At 70.1% G+C, this 22,667-nt stretch carries 25 protein-coding genes and 2 pseudogenes; 15 read left to right on the top strand and 12 right to left on the bottom strand.

Annotated elements, in window-relative coordinates; translation table 11 throughout:
* Positions 1-15: 15 nt before the first annotated feature.
* From OOK07_RS10295 to OOK07_RS10285, 3 genes are all read left to right on the top strand, one after another.
* Positions 16-1,191 (top strand): cytochrome P450 family protein, encoded by a 1,176-nt coding sequence (locus tag OOK07_RS10295; protein WP_266678980.1) that lies wholly within the window; start codon positions 16-18, stop codon positions 1,189-1,191.
* A gap of 110 nt (positions 1,192-1,301) precedes the next feature.
* Complete coding sequence (locus OOK07_RS10290) at positions 1,302-1,991, top strand: DUF899 domain-containing protein (RefSeq protein ID WP_266796031.1); 690 nt, start codon at positions 1,302-1,304, stop codon at positions 1,989-1,991.
* Positions 1,992-2,145: 154 nt separating this feature from the next.
* Positions 2,146-2,328: a DUF8839 family protein gene (locus OOK07_RS10285; protein WP_524540334.1), complete on the top strand. Its 183-nt coding sequence runs from the start codon at positions 2,146-2,148 to the stop codon at positions 2,326-2,328.
* A gap of 313 nt (positions 2,329-2,641) precedes the next feature.
* Here OOK07_RS10285 and OOK07_RS10280 read toward each other — a convergent pair whose 3' ends face one another.
* Positions 2,642-3,232: a TetR/AcrR family transcriptional regulator gene (locus OOK07_RS10280; protein ID WP_266683434.1), complete on the bottom strand. Its 591-nt coding sequence runs from the start codon at positions 3,230-3,232 to the stop codon at positions 2,642-2,644.
* A gap of 130 nt (positions 3,233-3,362) precedes the next feature.
* Positions 3,363-3,635 (bottom strand): hypothetical protein, encoded by a 273-nt coding sequence (locus OOK07_RS10275; protein WP_266796029.1) that lies wholly within the window; start codon positions 3,633-3,635, stop codon positions 3,363-3,365.
* Between the two features lie 163 nt (positions 3,636-3,798).
* Between OOK07_RS10275 and OOK07_RS43650 the strand changes: the two genes are divergently transcribed.
* Both OOK07_RS43650 and OOK07_RS10265 read left to right on the top strand, forming a co-directional pair.
* A complete protein-coding gene (locus OOK07_RS43650; protein ID WP_406311464.1) occupies positions 3,799-3,993 on the top strand; it encodes a TetR family transcriptional regulator in 195 nt (64 codons plus the stop codon).
* Positions 3,994-4,039: 46 nt separating this feature from the next.
* Positions 4,040-4,284, top strand: a pseudogene (locus OOK07_RS10265) (hotdog fold thioesterase); the annotation flags it as partial.
* Positions 4,285-4,297: 13 nt separating this feature from the next.
* Here OOK07_RS10265 and OOK07_RS10260 read toward each other — a convergent pair.
* The 3 genes and pseudogenes from OOK07_RS10260 to OOK07_RS10250 all read right to left on the bottom strand — a co-directional run.
* Positions 4,298-5,044: pseudogene (locus tag OOK07_RS10260) on the bottom strand (hypothetical protein); the annotation flags it as partial.
* Between the two features lie 141 nt (positions 5,045-5,185).
* Positions 5,186-5,626, bottom strand: a complete 441-nt coding sequence (locus OOK07_RS10255) for a hypothetical protein (RefSeq protein ID WP_266678972.1) — start codon at positions 5,624-5,626, stop codon at positions 5,186-5,188.
* Entirely contained in the window at positions 5,617-6,249 is a 633-nt protein-coding gene (locus OOK07_RS10250; RefSeq protein ID WP_266796028.1) for an ATP-binding protein, read from the bottom strand. Before OOK07_RS10250 ends, OOK07_RS10255 begins: the two co-directional genes overlap by 10 nt.
* Positions 6,250-6,465: 216 nt before the next feature.
* Between OOK07_RS10250 and OOK07_RS10245 the strand changes: the two genes are divergently transcribed.
* Both OOK07_RS10245 and OOK07_RS10240 read left to right on the top strand, forming a co-directional pair.
* On the top strand, positions 6,466-7,326 hold the full coding sequence (locus OOK07_RS10245) for a Sco1979 family transcriptional regulator (protein WP_266796026.1): 861 nt from the start codon (positions 6,466-6,468) through the stop codon (positions 7,324-7,326).
* The gene (locus tag OOK07_RS10240; protein ID WP_266678966.1) at positions 7,327-7,581 is read left to right on the top strand and encodes a DUF397 domain-containing protein; all 255 of its coding nucleotides are present in this window, start codon (positions 7,327-7,329) and stop codon (positions 7,579-7,581) included.
* Between the two features lie 141 nt (positions 7,582-7,722).
* On the opposite strand, the gene pdxR is transcribed toward OOK07_RS10240, so the two are convergent.
* Positions 7,723-9,186, bottom strand: coding sequence for a MocR-like pyridoxine biosynthesis transcription factor PdxR (gene pdxR, locus OOK07_RS10235; RefSeq protein WP_266796024.1), 1,464 nt, complete (start codon positions 9,184-9,186; stop codon positions 7,723-7,725).
* A 98-nt stretch (positions 9,187-9,284) separates the two neighbouring features.
* On the opposite strand from pdxR, the gene OOK07_RS10230 reads away from it, so the two are divergent.
* A complete protein-coding gene (locus OOK07_RS10230) occupies positions 9,285-9,788 on the top strand; it encodes a carboxymuconolactone decarboxylase family protein (protein WP_266683432.1) in 504 nt (167 codons plus the stop codon).
* A gap of 84 nt (positions 9,789-9,872) precedes the next feature.
* Here OOK07_RS10230 and gltD read toward each other — a convergent pair whose 3' ends face one another.
* From gltD to OOK07_RS10215, 3 genes are all read right to left on the bottom strand, one after another.
* Positions 9,873-11,360, bottom strand: a complete 1,488-nt coding sequence (gltD, locus tag OOK07_RS10225) for a glutamate synthase subunit beta (RefSeq protein ID WP_266678962.1) — start codon at positions 11,358-11,360, stop codon at positions 9,873-9,875.
* A gap of 167 nt (positions 11,361-11,527) precedes the next feature.
* The gene (locus OOK07_RS10220) at positions 11,528-12,007 is read right to left on the bottom strand and encodes an anthrone oxygenase family protein (protein WP_266796022.1); all 480 of its coding nucleotides are present in this window, start codon (positions 12,005-12,007) and stop codon (positions 11,528-11,530) included.
* 186 nt (positions 12,008-12,193) lie between these two features.
* Complete coding sequence (locus OOK07_RS10215) at positions 12,194-12,889, bottom strand: DUF2293 domain-containing protein (RefSeq protein ID WP_266796021.1); 696 nt, start codon at positions 12,887-12,889, stop codon at positions 12,194-12,196.
* Positions 12,890-13,025: 136 nt separating this feature from the next.
* Here OOK07_RS10215 and OOK07_RS10210 point away from each other — a divergent pair, with 136 nt between their 5' ends.
* The 3 genes from OOK07_RS10210 (at position 13,026) to OOK07_RS10200 (ending at position 14,705) form a co-directional block, all read left to right on the top strand.
* Entirely contained in the window at positions 13,026-13,667 is a 642-nt protein-coding gene (locus tag OOK07_RS10210) for a nucleoside/nucleotide kinase family protein (RefSeq protein ID WP_266801921.1), read from the top strand.
* 61 nt (positions 13,668-13,728) lie between these two features.
* Complete coding sequence (locus tag OOK07_RS10205; protein ID WP_266678956.1) at positions 13,729-14,142, top strand: PPOX class F420-dependent oxidoreductase; 414 nt, start codon at positions 13,729-13,731, stop codon at positions 14,140-14,142.
* Positions 14,143-14,276: 134 nt separating this feature from the next.
* Entirely contained in the window at positions 14,277-14,705 is a 429-nt protein-coding gene (locus OOK07_RS10200; protein WP_266796020.1) for a CBS domain-containing protein, read from the top strand.
* A gap of 18 nt (positions 14,706-14,723) precedes the next feature.
* Here OOK07_RS10200 and corA read toward each other — a convergent pair whose 3' ends face one another.
* On the bottom strand, positions 14,724-15,851 hold the full coding sequence (corA, locus tag OOK07_RS10195; RefSeq protein WP_266678952.1) for a magnesium/cobalt transporter CorA: 1,128 nt from the start codon (positions 15,849-15,851) through the stop codon (positions 14,724-14,726).
* Between the two features lie 261 nt (positions 15,852-16,112).
* Here corA and OOK07_RS10190 point away from each other — a divergent pair, with 261 nt between their 5' ends.
* Positions 16,113-16,907 carry a methyltransferase domain-containing protein gene (locus tag OOK07_RS10190; protein WP_266796019.1) on the top strand — a complete coding sequence of 265 codons (795 nt, stop codon included), beginning with the start codon at positions 16,113-16,115 and terminating at the stop codon, positions 16,905-16,907.
* A gap of 86 nt (positions 16,908-16,993) precedes the next feature.
* Positions 16,994-17,422, top strand: a complete 429-nt coding sequence (locus OOK07_RS10185; RefSeq protein WP_266678948.1) for a VOC family protein — start codon at positions 16,994-16,996, stop codon at positions 17,420-17,422.
* A gap of 347 nt (positions 17,423-17,769) precedes the next feature.
* On the opposite strand, the gene OOK07_RS10180 is transcribed toward OOK07_RS10185, so the two are convergent.
* Together OOK07_RS10180 and OOK07_RS10175 are read right to left on the bottom strand one after the other, a co-directional pair.
* Positions 17,770-18,324, bottom strand: a complete 555-nt coding sequence (locus tag OOK07_RS10180) for a methylated-DNA--[protein]-cysteine S-methyltransferase (protein ID WP_266796018.1) — start codon at positions 18,322-18,324, stop codon at positions 17,770-17,772.
* A gap of 46 nt (positions 18,325-18,370) precedes the next feature.
* Positions 18,371-19,246, bottom strand: a complete 876-nt coding sequence (locus OOK07_RS10175; protein ID WP_266678945.1) for a glycerophosphodiester phosphodiesterase — start codon at positions 19,244-19,246, stop codon at positions 18,371-18,373.
* A 280-nt stretch (positions 19,247-19,526) separates the two neighbouring features.
* Between OOK07_RS10175 and OOK07_RS10170 the strand changes: the two genes are divergently transcribed.
* Positions 19,527-20,393, top strand: coding sequence for an MHYT domain-containing protein (locus OOK07_RS10170; RefSeq protein ID WP_266796017.1), 867 nt, complete (start codon positions 19,527-19,529; stop codon positions 20,391-20,393).
* A 40-nt stretch (positions 20,394-20,433) separates the two neighbouring features.
* Positions 20,434-22,572 carry an excinuclease ABC subunit UvrB gene (gene uvrB, locus OOK07_RS10165; protein WP_266678941.1) on the top strand — a complete coding sequence of 713 codons (2,139 nt, stop codon included), beginning with the start codon at positions 20,434-20,436 and terminating at the stop codon, positions 22,570-22,572.
* The last annotated feature ends 95 nt before the right edge of the window (positions 22,573-22,667 follow it).

Below are 22,667 nucleotides of genomic sequence, written 5' to 3'. Positions count from 1 at the left end.
CCCTACGCTGAACCCATGGATCCCGCCGACGGCCTCCTCGACCACCCCTACGACGTCTACCGGCGGCTGCGCGAGACCGCACCCGTGCACCGCATCGCCGGACCGGACGGCACGCCCGCCTGGCTCGTCACCCGCTACGACGACGCTCGCGCGGCCCTCGCCGACCCGCGGCTCTCGCTCGACAAACGGCATGCCACAGCGGGCACCTACAAGGGCTTCTCCCTGCCGCCGGCGCTCGACGCCAACCTCCTCAACATGGACCCGCCCGACCACACCCGCATCCGCCGCCTGGTCGGCCGCGCCTTCACCACCCGCCGTATCGAGAAGCTCCGCACGCCCATCCGCCGCACCGCCGACCGACTCCTCGACGCGCTCGGCCCGCACGGCACCGCCGACCTGATCGCCGCCTACGCCGCGCCCCTGCCGATCACCGTCATCTGCGACCTGCTCGGCATCCCGGACCAGCACCGCCTGGACTTCCGTGTCTGGACCGACACCCTCGTCGCCCCGGACCCGGCTGCGCGGCCCGAGGCGGCCAGAGAAGCGGTCGTCGCCATGCTCGGCTACTTCACCAGGCTTCTCGCGGACAAGCGCAGCGCGCCCGCCGACGACCTGCTCTCCGACCTGATCTCCGTGCGTGAGGAGGGCGACCGGCTCAGCGAGGACGAACTGATGTCCCTCGCCTTCCTCATCCTCTTCGCCGGTTACGAGAACACGGTGCAGCTCATCGGCAACGCCGTGCTCGCTCTGCTGCAACACCCCGAGCAGCTGGCCGCCCTGCGCAAGGACATGACGCAACTGCCCGCCGCGGTCCAGGAGTTCCTGCGCTACGAAGGCCCCGCCCTGCTCGCCATCCGGCGTTTCCCCGTCGAGGACGTGACCATCGGCGGCGTCACCGTCCCCGCCGGCGAGACGGTCTGGGTGTCCCCGTCCGCCGCCGACCGCGACCCGGACCGCTTCCCCGGCCCCGACCGACTCGACCTGACCCGCGACGCCTCCGGCCACCTCGCCCTCGGCCACGGCATCCACTACTGCCTGGGCGCACCCCTGGCCCGCGCGGAGACCGAGATCGCCGTAGCCGCTCTGCTGGAGCGGTTTCCCGAACTCGGCCTCGCGGACGACGACCTGCGGTGGCGCCGCTCCCTGCGCGCCCGTGGCCTGGTCACGCTCCCGGTGGCGTACTCGACCTGAACCCGCCCGAAGAACCTGCCGGAACTGCCCGAAGAAATCTGCCGAGCGGCGATGAGTTCCGCCCCTCCCGTCGGTCACCACCCGGAACGGACCGTTGTACAGGAGGAGCCATGTCGCTTCCGGAGATCGTCTCGCGCGAGCAGTGGCTTGCCGCACGCGAGGAACTGCTTGCAAAGGAGAAGGCCGCCACACGCGCGCGTGACGCGCTCAACGCCGAGCGGCGCAGGCTGCCGATGGTCGAGGTGGACGAGGCGTACGTCTTCGAGGGCGGCGACGGGAAGGCCACCCTGCCCGACCTGTTCGAGGGACGGCTTCAACTCGTCATCTACCACTTCATGTTCGCGCCCGAGTGGGACGCCGGCTGCCGCAGCTGTTCGGGGTTCCTGGACCAGATAGGGCATCTGGCGCATATGTGGGCACGGGGGACGACTTTCGTGGCCGTCTCCCGTGCGCCGTACACGAAGATCCTGCCGTTCAAGGCCCGGATGGGGTGGACGGTGCCCTGGTACTCGTCGTACGGCAGCGACTTCAACCGTGACTTCGACGTGACCCTGGAGCGCGAGGGGGAGTCGGTCGAGCGGCCCGGTGTCAGCTGCTTCCTGCGGGACGGTGAGCGGGTCTTCCACACCTACTCGACGTATGAGCGCGGCCTCGACGGACTCGGCTCGACCACGGGCTTCCTCGACCTGACCGCGCTGGGCCGGCAGGAGGAGTGGGAGGAGCCCAAGGGGCGCGCGTCCACTCTCGGAGCGCCGGCGGGGAGCGAGCGCATCCGGTATCACGACGAGTACGAGATCTGACACGTTCGGTAGCGCATATGACCGCACAGTGACCGGAACCTCACAATCCGCAGTGGACGAGTGTCAACTACGTCTCAGTACCGCAACTGAGCGAGGCGTTCGGCCCCTGGAAGGCGTTAACTCCAACAACGACGCTTTCTGGAGGTGCGAGATGGTGAACGGGCGAACAGTGCTCGAACGCTTTCCCGCAGGTGGGCCGCGAGGCTCGTGGCCCGCGGAGGAGTTCGCGCATGCGCGGCGACTGGAAGGACTGCCCGCCGAGGTGGTCATGGACCTGGCGACGGACATGTTCCTGGTGATCGTCCGCCCGGGTGAGGCAGCCGACGCGACGGCCTGAGCAGCTCCAGGGGGCGGTCTCAGGTGACGTCAGCCCGCCTTCGGGGCGGGCACCGGCACCGTGAACTGCTCCGCCTGGAGCGAGTACAGCTCCGCGTAGATGCCGCCGCTCGCCAGAAGCTCGTCCGGGGTGCCGGACTCCGCGAGGCGGCCCTGGTCGAGGACGTGCGAAACCAGCCTTCACAACGGCTCGCGGCGCGGAAGGAGAGGCGGTCGCAACGCTGCGGACCGGAAAGCCCCCGCCGGCGCGGCAGGTGCTCGGCGGAACTCAGAGGGCGTGGCGTGGAGCGGTTGCCGCGTTGTGCCGCTGCGGGTCAGCGGGACTCCGCGATGCCGAGGGCGGTCAGGGCGTTGTGGATGCCCTCTTCGAGGAGCTCGTCGGAGAGTTGCCGGTCGGCCAAGGCGCGGGAGAGCTGCAGGGTTCCGACCATCATGGCGTAGACGCTGAGGGTCTTTTTGCGGACCGAGCGCGGATCGGCCGGCGCGAGGCGCTCGGCGATGCTGTCCGTGACGGCCAGTACGCCGTCGGTGTAGGCCTGCTTGGTCGCGTCCCCGCACCGCCCGATCTCGTCGAGGAGTGCGGCGGAGGGGCAACCCTCGTCGGGGTTGTCGCGGTGCTGGGGCGACAGATATTGCCGCACGATCTGCTTGAGTCCGACGATGCCCGGTGCCGCCTGCGTGACGACGTTCGCGTTCAGTGTGCGCAACTGGTCTGCGACCGCGGTGGCGACGAGGTCGTCCTTGGACTCGAAGTGGGCGTAGAAGGCACCGTTGGTCAGTCCGGCGTCCGCCATGAGTGTCGAGATGCCCGAGCCGTCGATGCCGTCGCGCTTGAACCGACGGCCGGCGGTCTCGATGATCCGCTGCCTCGTCACCTGCTTGTGCTCTTTGCTGTACCGCACCACGGGCTCCTCCATGCGCCGGAAGGGCCGCCTGTCCTCAGTCGGCCCTCTCGGCGTATGGTATTGCGAACGTACTCCAATGGTGGCCTACGGCGTCTGAGGATGCCGACCGCCACCTGCTGGGCATGCGCGCTCATGTTCCCTCGGGTTGGGCCAACCGCCGTATGAGGTCGACCCACGTGGCCTGCAGGCGCGTGGTGGGCGCCCCGAGCTCCTCGCGCAGGTAGTCCGCCGCATCGAGGCTGGTGAAGGCGAGCAGGGCGTGGGCGAGCATTTCATGATCACCGTCAAGTCCCAGGTCGCGCAGGAGAGTTGGGACGTGGCGGCGGAAGGCCCGGCCGCTGCCCGAGTCGGCGCGGCGGGCGTAGGTGCACCTGGCGTCCCAGCGCTGCGCCCAGGTCCGCATCGGTGGCGATGCGCCCGAGAATGAATTACGATCGACATTCAATCGGGGGGGCGATGGGACGTGTGTCACAGGCGCAGGCTCGGGAGAACCGGGAGCGGGTCGTGCAGACCGCCTCCCGGCTGTTCCGGGAGCAGGGGGACCCACATCGGCGTCGCCGGACCTGATGAAGGCTGCCGGTCTGACCCACGGCGGCTTCTACCGGCAGTTCGCCTCCAAGGAGGCGCTGATCGACGAGGGCACAACACCCGCCTTCGACGAACTCGCCCACCGCCGCAGTCGAGCAGGGTTCCGGCCGACGGGAGGGCGCCCAGCACGCGCTGATCGACGGCGAGATCCTCGTCGCCGCGCGCAGCCCTGACGGAAGCCGGCTGACACCGCTCACGACGGAGAGGCCGGTGCTCTGGCGGGGGGTCTTCCCGCTGGTGTCTGGCGAGGAACACCGCACCCGATCGGCGGTGTGCATGGCGGCGTCTTCGTCACCCCGCTCGACTCTGCGGCGGACGGGGCCGTCCACTCGACACAGCCACAGGGCATGGCTTACACCTTGCTCGATCCGACGGTGAAGTTCCTTCGGCGGATCACGGTGGAGACCGGCAAGGTCCGCGCCATCGGCACGGTCGTCAACAGGGGCCGCCAGCAGGCTCTCGCCCCGATGCCCGCCAGAGCAGCGGAAGCAGCGCCGGGTGCAGCACGGTCAGCGCGCTCGCCGCCGCGATCAGTGAGATCATCGCGTTCACCACGCGCGTGGCGTACGAGATCATCCGCCGGGCCGAGGAGGCGCCGTACTGCGCGGTGTCCAGCAGCTTGTGGAACGAGTGGTCCTCGATCGCGGCCGGCTCCACGGCCGCCGCCCGCTCCAGGTACGGCTCCGTGGCCACTCGCTCCACCTTGGGCTCACGTCGTCCGGTGGCATACACCGACGCCGCCCCGCAGCAGCGCCCCGACCAGCATGACGGCGGCCATCGCGACCAGCGCGGGAACGGCGCCGCGCAGCCGGCCTTCGACCGGACCGCCGGTGATCAGCCGGCCCAGCACGCTGTTGACCGCGAGCAGGCTCACCGCCTGCATCGCGCCCCGGCCGACCTCGGCCGCCAGCACGGTCCGCGCCGCCCGCCGGTCGGCCTGCCAGGCGAGCCGGATACTCGACCCCAGCAGGGCCGGCAGCCGCGTCACCATGGCCCGGAAGCTCAGCTCCAGAAACGCTCCCGGTGCTGGTTCCAGCCCATGTCGTAGCGCAAAGGCCCCCCGAAGAGCAGCTGCTCCGACTCGGAGACCTCGGGTGCCTCGACACCGCCCCTCTTCCCCCGCCCGCCCGAGCCCCGCGTCTTCCCCCGTCGGCCCGAGCCCCGCGTCTTCTTCCGCCCGCCCGAGCCCCGCGTCTTCCCCCGCCCGCCCGAGCCCCGCGTCATCCCCACCGAAGCCTCCCTCGGTTCACCTCGACGAACGGCCACTATCGCGGGGCCGGGTCCATCGGGGGAGGGCGTGTGTCGGAGAGGGGCGAGCGCGTTGGCGTACGCCCTGCGAGGGCGATGTTTACGCAATCACGAGGGTCACGCGGCGGCCGGCCGTGACCATGCGGGCGTCGTTCCCGTGACCCGGCACAGGACCAGATACAGCGGGATCGGCGGGGTGTAGGGGACCGTGCCGGACGGCCGGTGGACGAGGTCGGGGACCGCCGGGGCGTCCGGAACCACCGCCCCGGCGGCGTACTGCGCGGGCTCAGGCCACTCGATCGCGTAGTCGGAGTCGGAGGGGACGAGCCACCACCAGTGCGCCTCGTCGGCGTAGACGCACCCCACGCGTGGCAGCCGAGGCAGCACCAGCGGGCCGAAGCGCGCGGGTACCTCCACCGCGTCGCAGCCCAGCGGGGCCGTCATGCCCTCGGGCACGGGCAGCCGCTGGTGCGCACCCGGCGTATGCAGTCCGCGCCGGAGGCGGACCAGCGTGTCCAGGCTCAGCACCTGCCCCCCGGACGCAGCCCTCACCGCCATGGGCTTCCCGTCCCGTGCTGCCGTTGGTGTGCATCGGCCTCGTCCTCGTCGCCCGAACCGCCGGCCGGGCCCGGCTTGGGGCGGGCTCCCCAGCCCAGGTCGTTGCAGGGGCCGCAGTCGTGACGGGGCGTGTCCGCCTTGCGCGGCAGCTCCGCCCAGACCAGCAGTCCCGGGCCGTGGTCATGGGCGCCCCATGCGTCACAGAGCGCGTCGATGAGGAGCAATCCCCTCCCGTGCTCCTCATCGGGCCGCGCCCGCGACGGATGAGGCTCACCCGGTGCACAACCCTCGTCACGCACGGCTATGCGCACCAGGTCGTCATTGCCGTGCAGCTCGCAGACTATGTGGCTGCTCGCCGTGTGCATGAGGGCGTTGGTGACCAGCTCGGAGATGACCAGAGCCGCGGTGTCGCAGATGTCCTCGCACACTGACCACACGTCCAGCCGAGCCCTCGTCAGGCGTCTGGCCTGCGCGGGAGACCCCGGATGTGCGGCCAGCTCGAAGCGGAACCGGCGCTCGGCAGCGGCCCTGTCGGGCCTCACTCCCGAGGCGGCACCGAGACCGAGGGGGCGGCCTGCGGCAGCGTCTGTTCCTAAGGGCGCGGACGGAATCACGCTTGCCACTATCGCCCCGCCGTGAACACTTGGCAAGTGTCACTTTGAAAAATGCAGAGTGCGTGTGACGCGGTGAAGTGCCGTGGCACACTGCTCGCAACAGCACCTTGGGCGGCGCCAGTTGGGATCAACGGAGATCCGTACAGATCTTCGAATAGGTCTTCGAATGGCGCCGCAGGGCTGTCAGCATGCTTTTGGACTCTCGGCGGCCAGTGGAGGTGGAGCGTGAGTGAACCGCGGTCCGCGCCGACGGTCGGTCAAGTCGTCCTCGGCCGCCGTCTGCTGGACCTGCGGGAGCGCGCCGGCCTCAAGCGCGAGGAGGCGGCCCGCGTCCTTCGGGTCGCTCCCGCCACCGTCCGCCGCATGGAGATGGCCGAGGTCGGCCTGAAAATCCCGTACCTCCAGCTGCTCCTGAAGTCCTACGGCGTCTCGGACGAGGAGGCCGAGGTCTTCGTACGGCTGGCCGAGGAGGCCAACAGGCCCGGCTGGTGGCAGCGGTTCCACGACATCCTGCCCGGCTGGTTCTCCATGTACGTCAGCCTGGAGGGTGCGGCCGCGCTGATCCGCTCGTACGATCCGCACTTCGTGCCCGGCCTGTTGCAGACCGAGGAGTACGCGCGCGGAGTGCTGCGGTCGGGCGCGATCGGCCAGACCAGGCCCGACGACATCGAGCGTCATGTGGCCCTGCGCATACAACGCCAGGAACTGCTCACCCGTCAGGGCGCGCCTCGGTTCTGGGCCGTGTTCGACGAGACCGTGTTGCGCCGCCCCGTCGGCGGCCCGGAGGTGATGCGTGCCCAGATCGACAAGCTGCTCTGGGCCGCGAAGCTGCCCAACGTGACCCTGCAGGTCGGGCCGTTCACCAACGGGCCGCACCCCGGCACGTACGGGCCCTTCGTGCTGTTCCGATTTGCCATGTCAGAACTGCCGGACATGGTCTACAGCGAGTACCTGACCGGCGCCGTCTATCTCGACGCGCGCCCGGAGGTGGCGACCCACCTCGAGGCCATGGACCGCATGGCGGCGCAGGCCGCTACGGCACATCGCACGAAGGAGATCCTCCGGGACCTCCGCAAGGAGCTGTGAATGGATCGCATCAAACCGCGCAAACACGTCTACAACGGCATGCCCGCGCGGGAGTTGGGGAGCGAGGGCTGGCACAAGCCGTGGAGCGGCGGCAACGGTGGGAACTGCCTGGAGGCGATGAAGCTCGCCGACGGCCGGATCGCCGTACGTCAGTCCACCGACCCGGACGGGCCTGCGCTGATCTACACCACCGACGAGATGACCGCGTTCATCCAGGGTGCCAAGGCAGGGGAAGCCGACTTCCTGCTCTCGTGAGGTCATTGCGTGATATTCGCTGAACTCCTGGCTCGTGGCTTCTGGCTTCTGAACCTCCCGGCTTCTGAACTTCTTCCTTGTGTTGCTGCTGAATTGACGGGCGCCAAGCAATGGTGGAGAACCGTCCCGTCGGCGAGTGGATCAGGCGGGATCCTCGGGGCCGCCCGGCGGCAGGATCCGGCACAGCGCTTCCAGCGCGGTCCCGTACGCGTGTTCCAAGGGCGTCGCGTAGCCCACGACCAGACCGTCGGGCGCGGCCGTGTTCGCGTCCGGGTGCCGGAACCCGGCGAGCCCTTCGAGCGCGACGCCCTGCCAGGTGGCGGCCTTGACGGTGGACCGCTCGGTGCCTGGCGGCAGTCGCAGCACCGCGTGCAGCCCGGCCGCGACTCCGGTCACCGCGATCCGCGGCGTGTGCGGGGCGAGCGCCGCGACGAGGCGGTCACGGCGGCTCCGGTATCGCTGCCGCATGCGCCGTACATGACGGTCGTACGACCCCGAGGCGATGAAGTCGGCGAGGCTCAGCTGGTCCAGGACGCTCGCCCACGCCTCCCGTTCGCCCTTGGCAGCGAGCACGCCGTCCACGTACCGCTCCGGCAGCACCATCCACCCGAGCCGTACCGCGGGGGACAGGCTCTTGCTGACCGAACCGATGTAGATCACGCGCTCGGGATCGAGACCCTGGACGGCCCCGACGGGCCTGCGGTCGTACCGGAACTCCCCGTCGTAGTCGTCCTCCAGGACCACCCCGCCCCGCGCGCGTGCCCAGTCGACCACCGCTGAACGGCGCTGGGCGGCCAGCGGTCCGCCGGTCGGGAGCTGGTGGGCGGGCGTGAGCAGCACGGCGCGTTCGCGTGCCAACCGGTCGATACGGGCGCCGTGTTCGTCGAGGGGGAGTGGCACCGTCCGTACGCCGGCAGCCGCGAGCAGTTCCCGGTGGAAGGGCAGCCCGTACGCCTCCACGGCCAGTGGTCCGCCCAGGATCCGGTTCCGGCCGTCGAAGAGCAGGCGCAGCGCGTGCGCGAAGCCCGAGCAGATCACGATCCGCTCCGGCTCCGTTCGCACACCACGCGCGCGTGCCAGATACTCCGTGAGCGCCTCCCTGAGCTCGACGCGACCGGCGGGATCACCGGGCCCGAACACCTCGTTGGGCGCCTGCTGCAGAGCTCGCCGGTAGGAGGCCAGCCAGGCCGCACGCGGGAACGCGGACGCGTCCGGGGTGCCCTGGCGCAGATCGTGCCGGGGGCCACGCGCGGGTGCACGCGCCTTGGACCCACGCGCGCGTGCAGGTGCGTTCCGGAGCGCGCGCGGACCGTGGCGGAGAGGTTCGGTACGGGCCGCCACCCTGGTGCCCGAGCCCTGGCGGGCGGTCAGCCAGCCCTCCGCGACCAGCTCCGCGTACGCGTCGGCGACCGTGTTGCGGGCGACACCGAGGTCGGCGGCGAGCGAGCGGTACGGCGGCAGCCGGGTGCCGGGGGCGAGCCGCCCGCCGCGCGCGGCCTCGCGCAGCGCCTCGATGAGCGCGGCCCGCCGCCCACCCGCTTCGGTCAGCTCAAGATGCAGGTCGGCCCCGATCCGCTCCGCTGAATTGACCCATGATTCCGCCATGGAAATGCACCCTACAGCGGGTCTTTCCAGCTCGTATATTGATGCACATGACGACGAACACGACGAACACGACGAACACGACCGACTCGGCAGGCGCGATGAACACGTCGAGCACGCCTGACGGCCACGGCCACGTCGCGGCCGTGGCCGAAAAGGGCCGCCTGGACTTCGGGAAGTCCGCCCCCAAGGTGTTCCGCGCCCTCATCGGATTCGACGCCGCCGCCCGCGAGGGCCTCGACCCGGCCCTCGTGGAACTGATCCAGATCCGTGCCTCGCACCTCAACCACTGCGCGTACTGCCTGCACATGCACACGGGCGATGCCCGCAAGGCCGGTGAGAGCGAGGACCGGCTGCACATGATCGCCGTCTGGCGCGAGGCCCGACACTTCTTCACCGAACGGGAGCAGGCAGCTCTCGCCCTGACGGAGGCGGTCACGCTGGTCGCCGACGGCGGCGTCCCGGACGAGGTCTACGCCCAGGCCGCGGCCCAGTTCGGCGAGGAGGAACTGGCCCACGTGCTCGCCCTGATCTTCACGATCAACACGTGGAACCGGGTGGCGCTGTCGACGGCCAAGGTGGCGGGGGCGGACGGACGACGCTGACCTTCGACGGCAATCCGCTGCCGTCTCAGGCCACACCGCTGCCGTCGGAGGTGACACGGGCGTCGGCGATCACACCGCCGTCGGCTAGACCGCCATCGGCCGGTCGTACGGCCCTATCGGCGCGGGCAGTTGTGAACTTCCCGTCAGATGGCGGTCGACGGCCGCCGCCACCGCCCGGCCCTCCGCGATCGCCCACACGATCAGTGACTGCCCGCGCGCGGCGTCCCCGGCCGCGAACACGCCGGGCACGTTGGTCGCGAACCCGACGTCCCGGGTGATCGTCCCGCGAGGCTCCATCGCCAGCCCCAACTGGTCCACGAGTCCGTCCGCCCGGTCCGGTCCGGAAAAACCGAGCGCGAGCAGGACGAGGTCGGCGGGCAACGTCCGCCCGCTCTCCGCCAGCGGTCGGCGCTGCGCGTCGACCTCGACGAGGTGCAGCGAACTCACATGCCCGTTCGCGTCGCCCTCGAAGCGGAGCGTGGACGCCGCGAACAGGCGCGCGTCCGCGTCCGCCGCCGGCGCCGTCCGAAGATCGCGGGCCTCCTCGTGGGCGGCCGAAAGCCGGTAGATCTTCGGGTACGTCGGCCAGGGCTCGGTGTCCTCGTCGCGATCGGCGCCGGGCCGGCTGTAGATGTCCAACTGCGTGACGGACGCGGCCCCTTCACGCACCGCGGTGCCCAGGCAGTCCGCCCCCGTGTCACCGCCGCCGACGATGACGACGTGTTTCCCGGCGGCGCACATCGGGGAACTCTGCAGGTCCCCCTCGCGCACCCGGTTGGACAGCGGAAGATACTCCATCGCCTGCTGTATCCCGGCCAACTCCCGTCCCGGCACGGTCAGTTCGCGCCACGCAGTGGCCCCCGTCGCGATCACCACGGCGTCGTAGCGCGACCGCAACTCCGCCGCGCCGATGTCCCGCCCGACCGCCGTCGACGTACGGAACTTCGTCCCCTCGGCCCGCATCTGCTCCAGCCGCCGGTCCAGATGGTGCTTCTCCATCTTGAACTCGGGGATGCCGTACCGCATCAGCCCGCCGAGCCGGTCGTCCTTCTCGTACACGGCGACCGTGTGCCCGGCCCGGGTCAGCTGCTGTGCCGCCGCGAGCCCCGTGGGCCCCGACCCGATCACCGCGACGGTCCGCCCGGACAGCCGGTCCGGCGCTCTCGGGGGTGCGAGGCCCAACTCCCAGGCCCTGTCGGCGATGGCGACCTCGACGTTCTTGATGGTGACCGCGGGCTGGTTGATGGCGAGCACGCACCCCGCCTCGCACGGCGCCGGACAGAGCCGGCCGGTGAACTCCGGGAAGTTGTTCGTGGCGTGCAGCCGGTCGGCCGCCGCCCGCCAGTCGTCCCGGCTGACCAGGTCGTTCCACTCGGGGATCAGATTGCCCAGCGGGCAGGCGTCGTGGCAGAACGGGACACCGCAGTCCATGCAGCGGTCGGCCTGTCCGGTGACGATCGGCAGCAGCGCACCGGGAACATAGACCTCGTTCCAGTCCCGGACCCGCTCCTCGACCGGCCGGCGGGGCCACTCCCGGCGAGGCGTGGTCATGAAACCCTTGGGATCGGCCATGGCCGTCTTCCTTGCCTACGCGTACGACGAGCCGTGCGTCATCGGGCGGCGTTCTTTCGGCCACGATACGACTCCTCGGCCCTGTGCGCAGAGGGGACGGACAGCGCTTTCTGCCCCACCCCTCTCGGCGTTCCCCCAGCGCCCGCCCGGAACTTCTCAGCCGCCTCTCAGGTGAGCGCCAGCACATAGGCCAACGCGGAGCCGGCCGAGGCGACCATGCGGACGTGGTTCCAGAACGTCCACTCGCGCACGTACGACGGCCAGTACGCTGCCGCCTCCGCGGTGCCCGGATCCATTTTGAGCAGGGCGTCGTTGCGCGGCACGTTCGCGACCATGGTCACCCCGAAGCAGCCGAACAGATACAGCGCGCTGCCCACCAGCAGTTCCACCGTGCCCTCGTCCGGCCACAAGACGAACGTCACCACGGCGAGCACCGCGCACAGCACCGCCGACCCCACGAACACGAGCATGAACGCGGGCATCACCGCGCTCACGTTGATCGCGTTCATCGCGGCGACGCCCTGCGCCGGCGGCAGCGCGGCGAGCCCCCTCATCACGAACGTCGAGAAACCGCAGAAGACCCCGGCCACCAGACCGGTCCCGAGCACACCCAACACCGTCAGCCAGAGGTACGGCCCATCGATCACTTCAGGTCAACTCCCCGTATCGAGCCGAGACCTCGCCCGGCACCTCCTACCACCACAAGTGAATTCCCGTACGGGCCCGGTGACCATGCCGAAGGGCGCGGGCACATGTGCGGGCGTCCAGGCGGGCGCCGCCGGACCGCCGTCCGTGCGCGGCCGGCTAGGCGCTCGCCGCCCGGTCCCTGTCCGTCAACCGGCCTCCGCCCTGTCCGACCGCCACCCCCGCAGCACCGTCTCCACCCCCGCTCCGATCCGCCGCCGGGCCTCGTGCCGCGGCACCCCGCTCATCAGCAGCTGGTCGTACGGCGTGTCCACATGCCGTACCGACGCCACGACCGCCGAGACCACCGCCCCCTCGGACAGCGCCCGCCCCGCGGCACTCCGGCCCACCCGCCCGCTGCCCCGCACCGACGAGTGCTCCGCGATCTCCCGGGCCCGCTCCACCGGGCACGCGGGAAACAGCCGCCGTATCTCCGCCGCGAACGCCTTCGTGAACCGCACGTCCTCCGCGGCCCGTCGCCGGGCGTCCCGCACCCGACGCCGCCGCCGCGCCTCGGCGTCCGCGAGGCACCGCCGCTCGGCCCGGGCGAGCCCCGCCTCCTCGACCAGGACGCCCTGCCGCTCGTACCGCGCCTTGCGCCGGTTGAAGCGCACCACGACCGCCGACAGTGTGCTCTCCTCCCGCGACCGACGCGTCAGCGCCGTGTCGCCGCGCGGCAGGAACACCAGATGCCCGAGATCGGCACAGTCGAGACACCGCGGCGCTCCCTCTTCGATCACGAGCAGCGTCAACGGTCCGGCTTGACACTCCTTGCAGTGCCGTCTCCGGAGAGGCTGGAAGACGAGAAGCCCGATGCGGGGCGGGGGAGTTGTCAGACGTGCCATGGCTGGTTCTTTCCCCCCGACAGGACCTTGGACCACCGCGCAACCGCCCTCTGCGCCCGCGCTCCGCACACCCTCCTCCCGTACACCTTCCCTGCCAGCGGGTGTGCGACGCATCCGGGCGGGCGGCTGGCGCATCATGGGCCGTGTGCGACTCGAAGCGATCACCTGGGACCGGCTCGGCGACCTCCTGGCCGAGCGTCTGCTCGACCTCAAGCCGGCCGACGGCGGCTCCTGGCCCCGCATCGCCTTCGACGGAGCTCCGGCGGCCCGCCCCGGAGACCTCGCCGAGCGGGTCGCCGAGGCCCTGCGCATACTCGGCCGCCCCTCGCTGACCGTCGGCGCCGAGGGCTTCCTGCGGCCCGCCTCGCTCCGCCTGGAGTACGGCCACCAGGACGTCGACGCCTACTACGACGGCTGGTTGGACACCGGCGCCCTGTGGCGCGAGGTGTTCGGACCCCTCGAAGCAGGCGGCGACGGACGCGTCCTGCCCGACCTGTGGGACCCGGCCACCGACCGCGCCACGCGCAGCCCCTACGTCCCACTCCCGCCCGGTGGCTTCCTGTTGCTGCACGGCCCTCTCCTGCTGCGTCACTGGTTCCCCTTCGATCTGACCGTCCACGTCCTCCTCTCACCCGGCGCGCTGCGCCGCCGTACCCCCGAGGCCGACCACTGGACGCTCCCCGCCTTCGAGCGCTACGCGGACGAGACCAACCCGGCGGACACGGCCGACGTCCTGGTGCGTGCCGACGATCAACGGCATCCGGCATGGAGAGGGTGATCGGCCGCGAGATGGCACCCCACCACTTTTATATGCGCGTGCATTTAGTTATGGTGGTCCCATGCCGACCGCATCGAGTGATCCCGTCCTCTTCGCCGACTCCGTCCGCGCCCTTCTCGACGGCAGGAACTTCGCCAGCGTTGCCACCCTCGGCCCCGACGGCGCCCCGCAGAACTCGGTGGTCTGGATCAAGCGCGACGGCGACACCGTGCTCTTCTCCTCCACCGACGGACGCCAGAAGGTGCGCAACCTCCGCCGTGACCCCCGCATCAGCCTCTCGGTCTTCGACCTCGCCGACCCTTACACCTCGGTCGAGATCCGCGGCACCGCCGAGATCCTCGCTGACGAGGGCAAGCGGCTCCCCTACGAGCTCTCGCACAAATACCTCGGCATCGACCCGCACGCCGAGAAGGACGACGAGGTCCGCGTGATCATCCGCATCGTCCCCCGGCGGATCGTCGGTTTCTCGGCCTGACGCCGCCTTCCCGGGCCGCCTGCTACCGCGGGGTTCCGGGTGCACGGGGCGGGCCGCGCGGCGAGAATGTAGGGCGCCGGGACTAGCGGAGCGTTCCCGCGCCGCGCCGGCCTTCCGGCACCGGGAGGTACTCCATGACCACCGCCGGAGACATCATGCACCGTGGCGCCCAGTGGATCCCCGCGAACGAGACGCTGGACCGCGCGGCCCAGCTGATGCGCGAGCTGAACGTCGGAGCCCTGCCCATCAGCGACCAGAACGAGCGGCTCTGCGGCATCCTCACCGACCGCGACATCGTCGTCGGCTGTGTGGCCATGGGCCACGACCCGGCCAAGGTCACCGCGGGCGAGATGGCTCACGGCACCCCGCGCTGGATCGACGCGAGTGCCGACGTCGGCGACGTACTCCGGGAGATGCAGGACCACCAGATCCGCCGGCTCCCCGTCATCGAGAACAAGCGGCTGGTCGGGATGATCAGCGAGGCCGACCTGGCCCAGCATCTGACGGAGGACCAGATCGCCGACTTCGCCCACAGGGTGTACGCGAGGGGAACGAGCCGCTGACCCGCCGGGCGCGGCGCGTCACAGCCAGCCGCTGCGTCTGAAGCCGCGGTACAGCACCAGACACGCCAACGACATCACGCCTATGACCAGCGGATAGCCGAACCTCCAGTGCAGCTCCGGCATGTGATCGAAGTTCATGCCGTACACGCCGCAGACCATCGTCGGTACGGCGATCACCGCGGCCCAGGCCGTGATCTTCCGCATGTCCTCGTTCTGGGCAACGGTGACCTGCGCGAGATGAGCCTGCAGAATCGAGTTGAGCAGTTCGTCGAAAGAGGCGATCTGCTCCTTCGCCCGCATGAGGTGATCGAAAACATCCCTGAAGTAGGTCTGTATCTCCGGGCCGACCACCCGCACAGGCCGCGTGGCGAGGTCCTCGACCGGGCGGCCCAGGGGGACGACGGCGCGCTTCAGCTCCAGCAGTTCACGCTTGAGCTGGTAGATCCGGCCCGGGTCGGCCCGCGCGCCGCCCTCCGCGAACACGTCCATCTCCACCTGGTCGATGTCCGCCTGTATGGAGTCGGTGACGTGCAGATAGTCGTCGACCACGTGGTCCGCGACGGCGTGCAGCACCGCCGCCGGCCCCTTCGCGAGCTGGTGGGGGTCGGACTCCAGGTCCTCGCGCAGCGGGCCCAGCGAGCCGTGCATCCCATGCCGGACGGTGATCACGAAGTCCTCACCGACGAACAGCATAATCTCGCCGGTGTTCACCACCTTGCTCGTCGCTGTCAGCTCCTCGTGCTCGACGTAGCAGACCGTCTTGAACACGGCGAACAGTGTCTCGCCGTAGCGCTCCAGCTTCGGTCGCTGATGCGCCTCGACCGCGTCCTCGACCGCCAGCGGATGCAGGTCGAAGAGGTCGGCGATGCCGGCGAACTCCTGATCCGTCGGCTCGTGCAGCCCCAGCCACACGAACCCGTCCCCCTTCTTGCGCACGCGCTCCACGGTGTCCACCAGATCGCTGCCGCCGGGGACCCGCATGCCGTCCCGGTAGGTCACGCAGTTCACCACCGAGGAGCCCAGCGGGGACCTGGCCGGGTGACTCAGGTCGACGCGAGGGCGCCGCCTGGCCAGCCGTGCCACCGTACGGAGGCCGCCGACCCTGCCGAGGTGGGTGACCTTCCGCAGATTCCCTGCCATGGACATCTGGATCTCCTTGCGTGGATCTCCGGCTCGATGCGTGGTGCGCGGTTCACCTGCGTGATGAACCGCCTGCTTGTGCCTTGGCGCGCCAGTGTGCCAGGTCTGTGTAAGCGGCGGGTGAGCCTGTGGGAGCAGGGCATTCCGCTTGGTTCCGGCCTGTGGACGAAGGGTTCCCCGACGACCGGGCCGGCGTCCCGTGCAAGCCGTGCGCCGAGGCGCCGACGGCTTCCGCCGAGCCGGCCGCGCGGCTGGGATGATCGCGCCATGACGCGATCCGACGGATACCTCCTCGGCAACCAGCAGAACGAGGCGGGAGAGCGCTTCGGCGCCTTCGCCACCCTCTTCGACCCGACGACCTTCCGGCATCTCGAAGCGTTGGGCGTCGGATCCGGCTGGCGCTGCTGGGAGGTGGGCGCGGGCGGCACCTCCGTGGTGTCCTGGCTGGCCGAGAAGGTCGGTGTGAGCGGAAAGGTCGTCGCCACGGACATCGACACGTCCCTGCTCGCCTCCGTCGCCCGTCCGCCGGTGGACGTGCGGGTCCACGACGTCGGCGCCGAGGAGCCGCCAGGCGAGGGCTTCGACCTGGTGCACGCCCGGCTCGTCCTCGTCCATGTGCCGGACCGCGAACGGGCGTTGCGTTCGATGGTCAAGGCCCTGCGCCCCGGCGGTCGGCTTCTGATCGAGGATGCCGATCCCGCCCTGCAACCCCTGGTCTGCCCCGACGAGCACGGCCCCGAGCAGGAGCTCGCCAACCGCCTGCGGCACGGCTTCCGCCAACTGCTCGCCGACCGGGGCGCCGATCTCGCCTACGGCCGCCGCCTCCCGCGACTGCTCCGCGAGGCAGGCCTGGGCCAGGTGGAGGCCGACGCGTACTTCCCGCTCACCTCGCCGGCCTGCGCCGCCCTCGAATCGGCCACTGTCCGCCAGATCCGCGACCGCCTCGTCAGCGCGGACATCGCCACGAACGAGGACATCGACCGCCACCTGGCGAACATCGCATCCGGCGCAATGGACCTGGCCACGGCGCCGATGATCTCGGCATGGGGATGCAAGGCGTAACCCCCGACCCGGCCCTCCGTCTCCGGCGAGCGGCAGCTCCGGGCAGGCCCTTGCGGCCTGTGGGAGACGGCACCAGCCTGAAGAACATGACGGATAACACGACACGTCTCGACCATGTCGTCCTGTGGGTACATGACCCGGTCGCCGCGGCCGGCTTCTACGAGAAGGCCGTCGGACTGCGCCCCCTGAGGATCACCGAGTTCTCCGAGGGGAAGGCTCCCTTCCCCTCGGTACGGCTCAACGACGAGACCATCATCGATCTCATGCCCCGCACCATGGCGGCGCACATGAAGATGCTCCCCGGCGCCCCCGAAAGCGCGGGCCACCCGGTCAACCACGTCTGCCTGGCCCTGACCGGCGACGACTTCGACGCCCTGCACAACCGCCTGACGGAACGCGCCGTCCCCATCTCGGAGTTCTCGTACGACTCCTACGGCGCCCGCGGGAAGGCCAGGCGCAGCTTCTACTTCCGCGACCCGGACGGAAACGTCTTCGAGGCCCGGCACTACGACTGAACAGGCACGGGAGACCACGACCGACAGGGCACGGGGCCCCACTGCCACCCAGGGCGCAGAACCACGACCACCAGGGCATGGCGGGTGCCCACGTGTGCGTGGGCACCCACTGCTCAGGGCCTCAGACCTGGCCGTACGCAGGTCAGCGCCCGGTGCGGATCGAGCACGTACGTGTGCCGGCGCCCTGGTCGAACTCGGCGTCGCCGCGCGGCGCGTCGTCCGTACCGATCACGGTCGCGTTGACCGCCGCGTCCACCTCCGAACCCTCGGATGCCAGTGGTCGTGCGCATGGCGGAGTCTGCTGCCCGTTCCGCTTCCCGGCCACCCTTCGCGCGCCCCTTTGAGTATCAGAACAGCGGCTCGGGCAGCACTCCCTCCAGAGCGAGCAGCTTGCGCTTCGTCTCCAGCCCGCCCCCGAACCCGCCGATGCCCCCGTGGCTCTCCACCACCCGGTGACAGGGCACGACGACCGGCAGCGGATTGGACCCCATCGCCACCCCGACCGCCTGGGCCGCGCCCGGCTGGCCCACCCGCCCGGCGAGGTCGCCGTAGCCCACCACCGCGCCGTACGGGACACCGCCGGCCAGTTCGCGCAGCACCTGCCGGTTGAAGCCCGAGATCAGCGACCAGTCCAGCGCCAGCTCGAAGTCGCGCCGATCGCCCGCGAAGTACGCCTCGACCTGACGTATCGCCTCGGTCAGCAGCGGCGAGCCGGGTGCCTCGACGGGCTCGCAGCCCAGCCGGGAGGCCAGCCGGTCGAGCGCCATGTCGCGTGTCGCCCCGGTGGCGTGGAACACGACGTTGACCAGGCCTTCGCGGGTCGCGGCCAGCAGCAGCGGGCCGATCCCGGTGCCGACCACCGCCCACACGACCTGCTGTTCGTACTGCCCATCGCTGTCCATGCGCCCACCGTACGACCCGGCACTGACAACGCCCGGCGAGCCGGGCTCAGGGGGCCTGCAGGGCGGCCCGGACCACATCCGGCCTGTTGGTGATGAGGCCGTCCACGCGGTACCGGGCGACCCGGCGGGCGGTGTCCGCGTCGTCGACGGTCCAGGCGAAGACGGCGAGCGGCCGGCCGTGCGGTCCCGTCACGGAGTGCACGGCGGCGACGTAACCCCGAGAGAGCGATCCGTACGACGGGTTGATCCCGTCGGTGAAGCTCGCGTACCCGGGCAGTTGCGAGACGCGCGGCATGCCGAGGAGGCCCGTCCTGACAGCGGGTTTGAGGTCGTGGACGATCCGCAGGCTGTCCGCGCTGAAGCTCTGCACGATCAACCGGTCGGCCAGATGCCGCCGGTCGAGCCAGCCCTCGTTGCCGAGGACCTTCAGGGTCTGCCCCTCGACGCCCGGATACAGGTCGGGGTTCTTGATCTCCAGCAGCAGCTTCTGGTGGTTGTGCTCGACGCGGCGCATGTACTGCGTCAGCGTCGGCACGCGCGCGCACCCGTACCCGGAGCCGAACCAGCTGCCCGCGTCGAGGCGCGCGACCTCGGCCGCGGTGAAGTCCTTCACCTTCCAGGGTGCCCGGTGGGGGAACACCTGCTCGACGTCCGTGGTGCGCTGCAGGCTGTCGTCGTGGATGACGACGAGCTCGCCGTCCTTGGTGCGCTGGACGTCGTTCTCGACCCAGGTGATGCCCAGCTCGGCCGCCTTGTCGATGGAGGCCAGCGTGTTCTCGGGCGCGTAGGCGGCCGCCCCCCGGTGGCCGATGACCAGCGGCCGCACCCCGGCGTCGCCGGCCCGGGCGGCGGAGCCCGGCAGCAGAAGGGTGGCGGTCCCCAGGAGAGCGGCGGTGATGGCGGCGACTGCGCGCGCGTGCATGCGTACTCCTCGCGTCGGTCGATCACGGTCAGATCAACTGTGACAGCAGAGCGTCAACGGCGGAGGGGTACAAGATGGCCACACATTGAATGCAGATCCCCCAAGTGCGCTCACTGTTGCCGCACAACTGAGGCAACGCCGTGTTTCTTTGCCGGAAAATCGTTCGACCATTCCGGTGGGAGTCATACTCTCTGCCTCACCCCTGACCGCTCGGGCGGTCCCGGGAGGGGCGTATTTCAGGGAATTACGGGACGTACGAAGGCGGGAAGGGCAGCCGCGCATGCAAGGCACGGTCGACGGATTCAGCTACGGACTCGTCACACCGCTGGTGGCCTTCTTCATGGCCTCCCTCGGCGGCGCTCTCGGCCTGCGCTGCACCACCAGATCCATGGTCGTCTCGCACTCCTGGCGGCCCGGCTGGCTGGCCCTCGGTTCGGCGGCCATCGCTTCCGGTATATGGACCATGCACTTCGTCGCGATGATGGGCTTCAAGGTCAAACAGACGCCCATCCACTACGACAGGACGATGACGTTCGCCAGCCTCGGAGTCGCCATCGTCATGGTGGGTATCGGCATATTCATCGTCGGCTACAAGGGTGCGAAAGGTACGGCCCTGTTCACCGGAGGCACGATCACCGGCCTGGGTATTGCCTCGATGCACTATCTGGGCATGGCCGGAATGCGCCTGAACGGACAGCTGGAGTACAACACGGTGACCGTCGCCGTCTCCGTCGTCATAGCGATGGCGGCCGCGACCGCCGCTCTGTGGGCGGCCGGACAGGTCAGAGGCTTCCTGTGGAGCGTGGGCGCGAGCCTCGTCATGGGGCTCGCCGTCAGCGGCATGCACTACACGGGCATGGCGGCCCTCAGCGTCCACATCCACGACACGGGGGCACCCACCGCCGGCGCATCGCCCGCCGAGCTGCTGTGGCCCATGCTCGTCGGTCCGCTCGCCTTCCTCCTGCTCGCGGGGGCGGTCGTGGTGTTCGACCCGCTGATGGTCACGGGGAAACCCGACTGGACCCCCGTCGAGCACAAGCCGGGCGTGCCGGCCCATCCGGCGGTCCACCACCCGGCCCACCGCCCCCCGCTCCGCCCGGTCCGGCAGCCGGGCCGGCGCACCTCGCGCACCCCGCAGAACCGCTGATCGGTCCGCGTTGTCAGTGCCGGGTCGTACGGTGGATTCCATGCGGCCCGTTTCCAACATCGAACGCACGGTGGCGCCCTTCGAGGTCGTCAGCCCCTACCAGCCCAGCGGCGACCAGCCGGCGGCCATCGCCGAGCTGGCCAAACGCATCGAGGCAGGCGAGAAGGACGTCGTCCTGCTCGGCGCGACCGGCACCGGCAAGTCCGCCACCACCGCGTGGATGATCGAGAAGCTCCAGCGCCCCACGCTCGTGATGGCGCCGAACAAGACCCTGGCCGCCCAGCTGGCGAACGAGTTCCGAGAGCTCCTGCCGAACAACGCCGTCGAGTACTTCGTCTCGTACTACGACTACTACCAGCCCGAGGCCTACGTCCCCCAGTCGGACACCTACATCGAGAAGGACTCCTCGATCAACGAGGAGGTCGAGCGCCTGCGCCACTCCGCGACCAACTCGCTGCTCACCCGCCGTGACGTCATCGTGGTCGCCTCGGTGTCCTGCATCTACGGCCTCGGTACCCCGCAGGAGTACGTGGACCGCATGGTCCCCCTCCGGGTCGGCGACGAGATCGACCGGGACCAGCTGCTGCGCCGCTTCGTCGACATCCAGTACACACGCAACGACCTGGCGTTCACGCGCGGCACCTTCCGCGTCCGCGGCGACACCATCGAGATCTTCCCGGTCTACGAGGAACTCGCCGTCCGCATCGAGATGTTCGGCGACGAGATCGAGGCGCTGTCCACACTCCACCCGCTCACCGGCGAGATCATCAGCGACGACGAGCACCTGTACGTCTTCCCGGCCTCCCACTACGTCGCGGGTCCCGAGAGACTGGAGCGGGCCTCCAACGACATCGAGAAGGAACTCGGGGAGCGCCTGGCCGAGCTGGAGAAGCAGGGCAAGCTCCTGGAGGCCCAGCGCCTGCGGATGCGCACGACGTACGACCTCGAAATGCTCCGCCAGATCGGCTCCTGCTCGGGCGTCGAGAACTACTCGATGCACTTCGACGGCCGCTCGCCCGGCTCCCCGCCCAACACCCTCCTGGACTACTTCCCGGAGGACTTCCTGCTCGTCATCGACGAGTCGCACAACACCGTGCCGCAGATCGGCGCCATGTACGAGGGCGACGCCTCCCGCAAGCGCACCCTCGTCGACCACGGCTTCCGCCTGCCCTCGGCCCTCGACAACCGTCCCCTGAAGTGGGAGGAGTTCCAGGAGCGCATCGGGCAGACGGTCTATCTGTCGGCGACCCCGGGCAAGTACGAACTCTCGCGCGGGGACGGCGCCGTCGAGCAGATCATCCGCCCCACCGGCCTGATCGACCCGGAGGTCGTGGTCAAGCCCACCGAGGGGCAGATCGACGACCTGGTGCACGAGATCCGGACGCGTACCGAGAAGGACGAGCGCGTCCTGGTCACCACCCTCACCAAGAAGATGGCCGAGGACCTCACGGACTACTTCCTGGAACTCGGCATCCAGGTTCGCTATCTGCACAGCGACGTCGACACCCTGCGCCGCGTCGAGCTGCTGCGCGAACTGCGCTCCGGTGAGTTCGACGTCCTGGTCGGCATCAACCTCCTGCGAGAGGGCCTCGACCTTCCCGAGGTGTCCCTGGTGGCCATCCTCGACGCCGACAAGGAGGGCTTCCTGCGCTCCGGCACCTCCCTGATCCAGACCATCGGCCGCGCGGCGCGCAACGTCTCCGGCCAGGTCCACATGTACGCCGACAAGATCACCCCGGCGATGGAGAAGGCCATCGACGAGACCAACCGCCGCCGGGAGAAGCAGGTCGCGTACAACACGGCGAACGGCATCGACCCCCAGCCCCTCCGCAAGAAGATCAACGACATCGTCGCGCAGATCGCCCGCGAGGACGTCGACACCGAACAGCTGCTCGGCTCCGGGTACCGCAAGCTGAAGGAGGGCAAGGGCGCCAAGGCACCCGTGCCCGCCCTCGGCGGCAAGGCGGCAGGCGGCGCCAAGTCCGCCAAGGGCAAGGCCAAGGAGACGGTTCCGACCGACCGGCCCGCGGCCGAACTCGCCGAGCAGATCGAGGAGATGACGGCGCGTATGCGGGCCGCGGCCGCCGACCTCCAGTTCGAGATCGCGGCCCGACTGCGCGACGAGGTCTCCGAGATGAAGAAGGAACTGCGTCAGATGAGGGAGGCGGGTCTGGCCTGACCTCCGCGGGCCACCGCCGGACCTCGGCCTACGCGCTCTGTGTTGCAAGACCGACACAAAGTACGGGTCGGGGTACGGCACGGTCAGGGGCCCTG

Origin of the sequence: Streptomyces sp. NBC_00078 (genome assembly GCF_026343335.1) — a bacterium.
Taxonomy (GTDB): Bacteria; Actinomycetota; Actinomycetes; order Streptomycetales; family Streptomycetaceae; genus Streptomyces.
The sequence above is the reverse complement of the archived record's forward strand: the minus strand, read 5'-3'. Positions and strand labels throughout refer to the sequence as shown.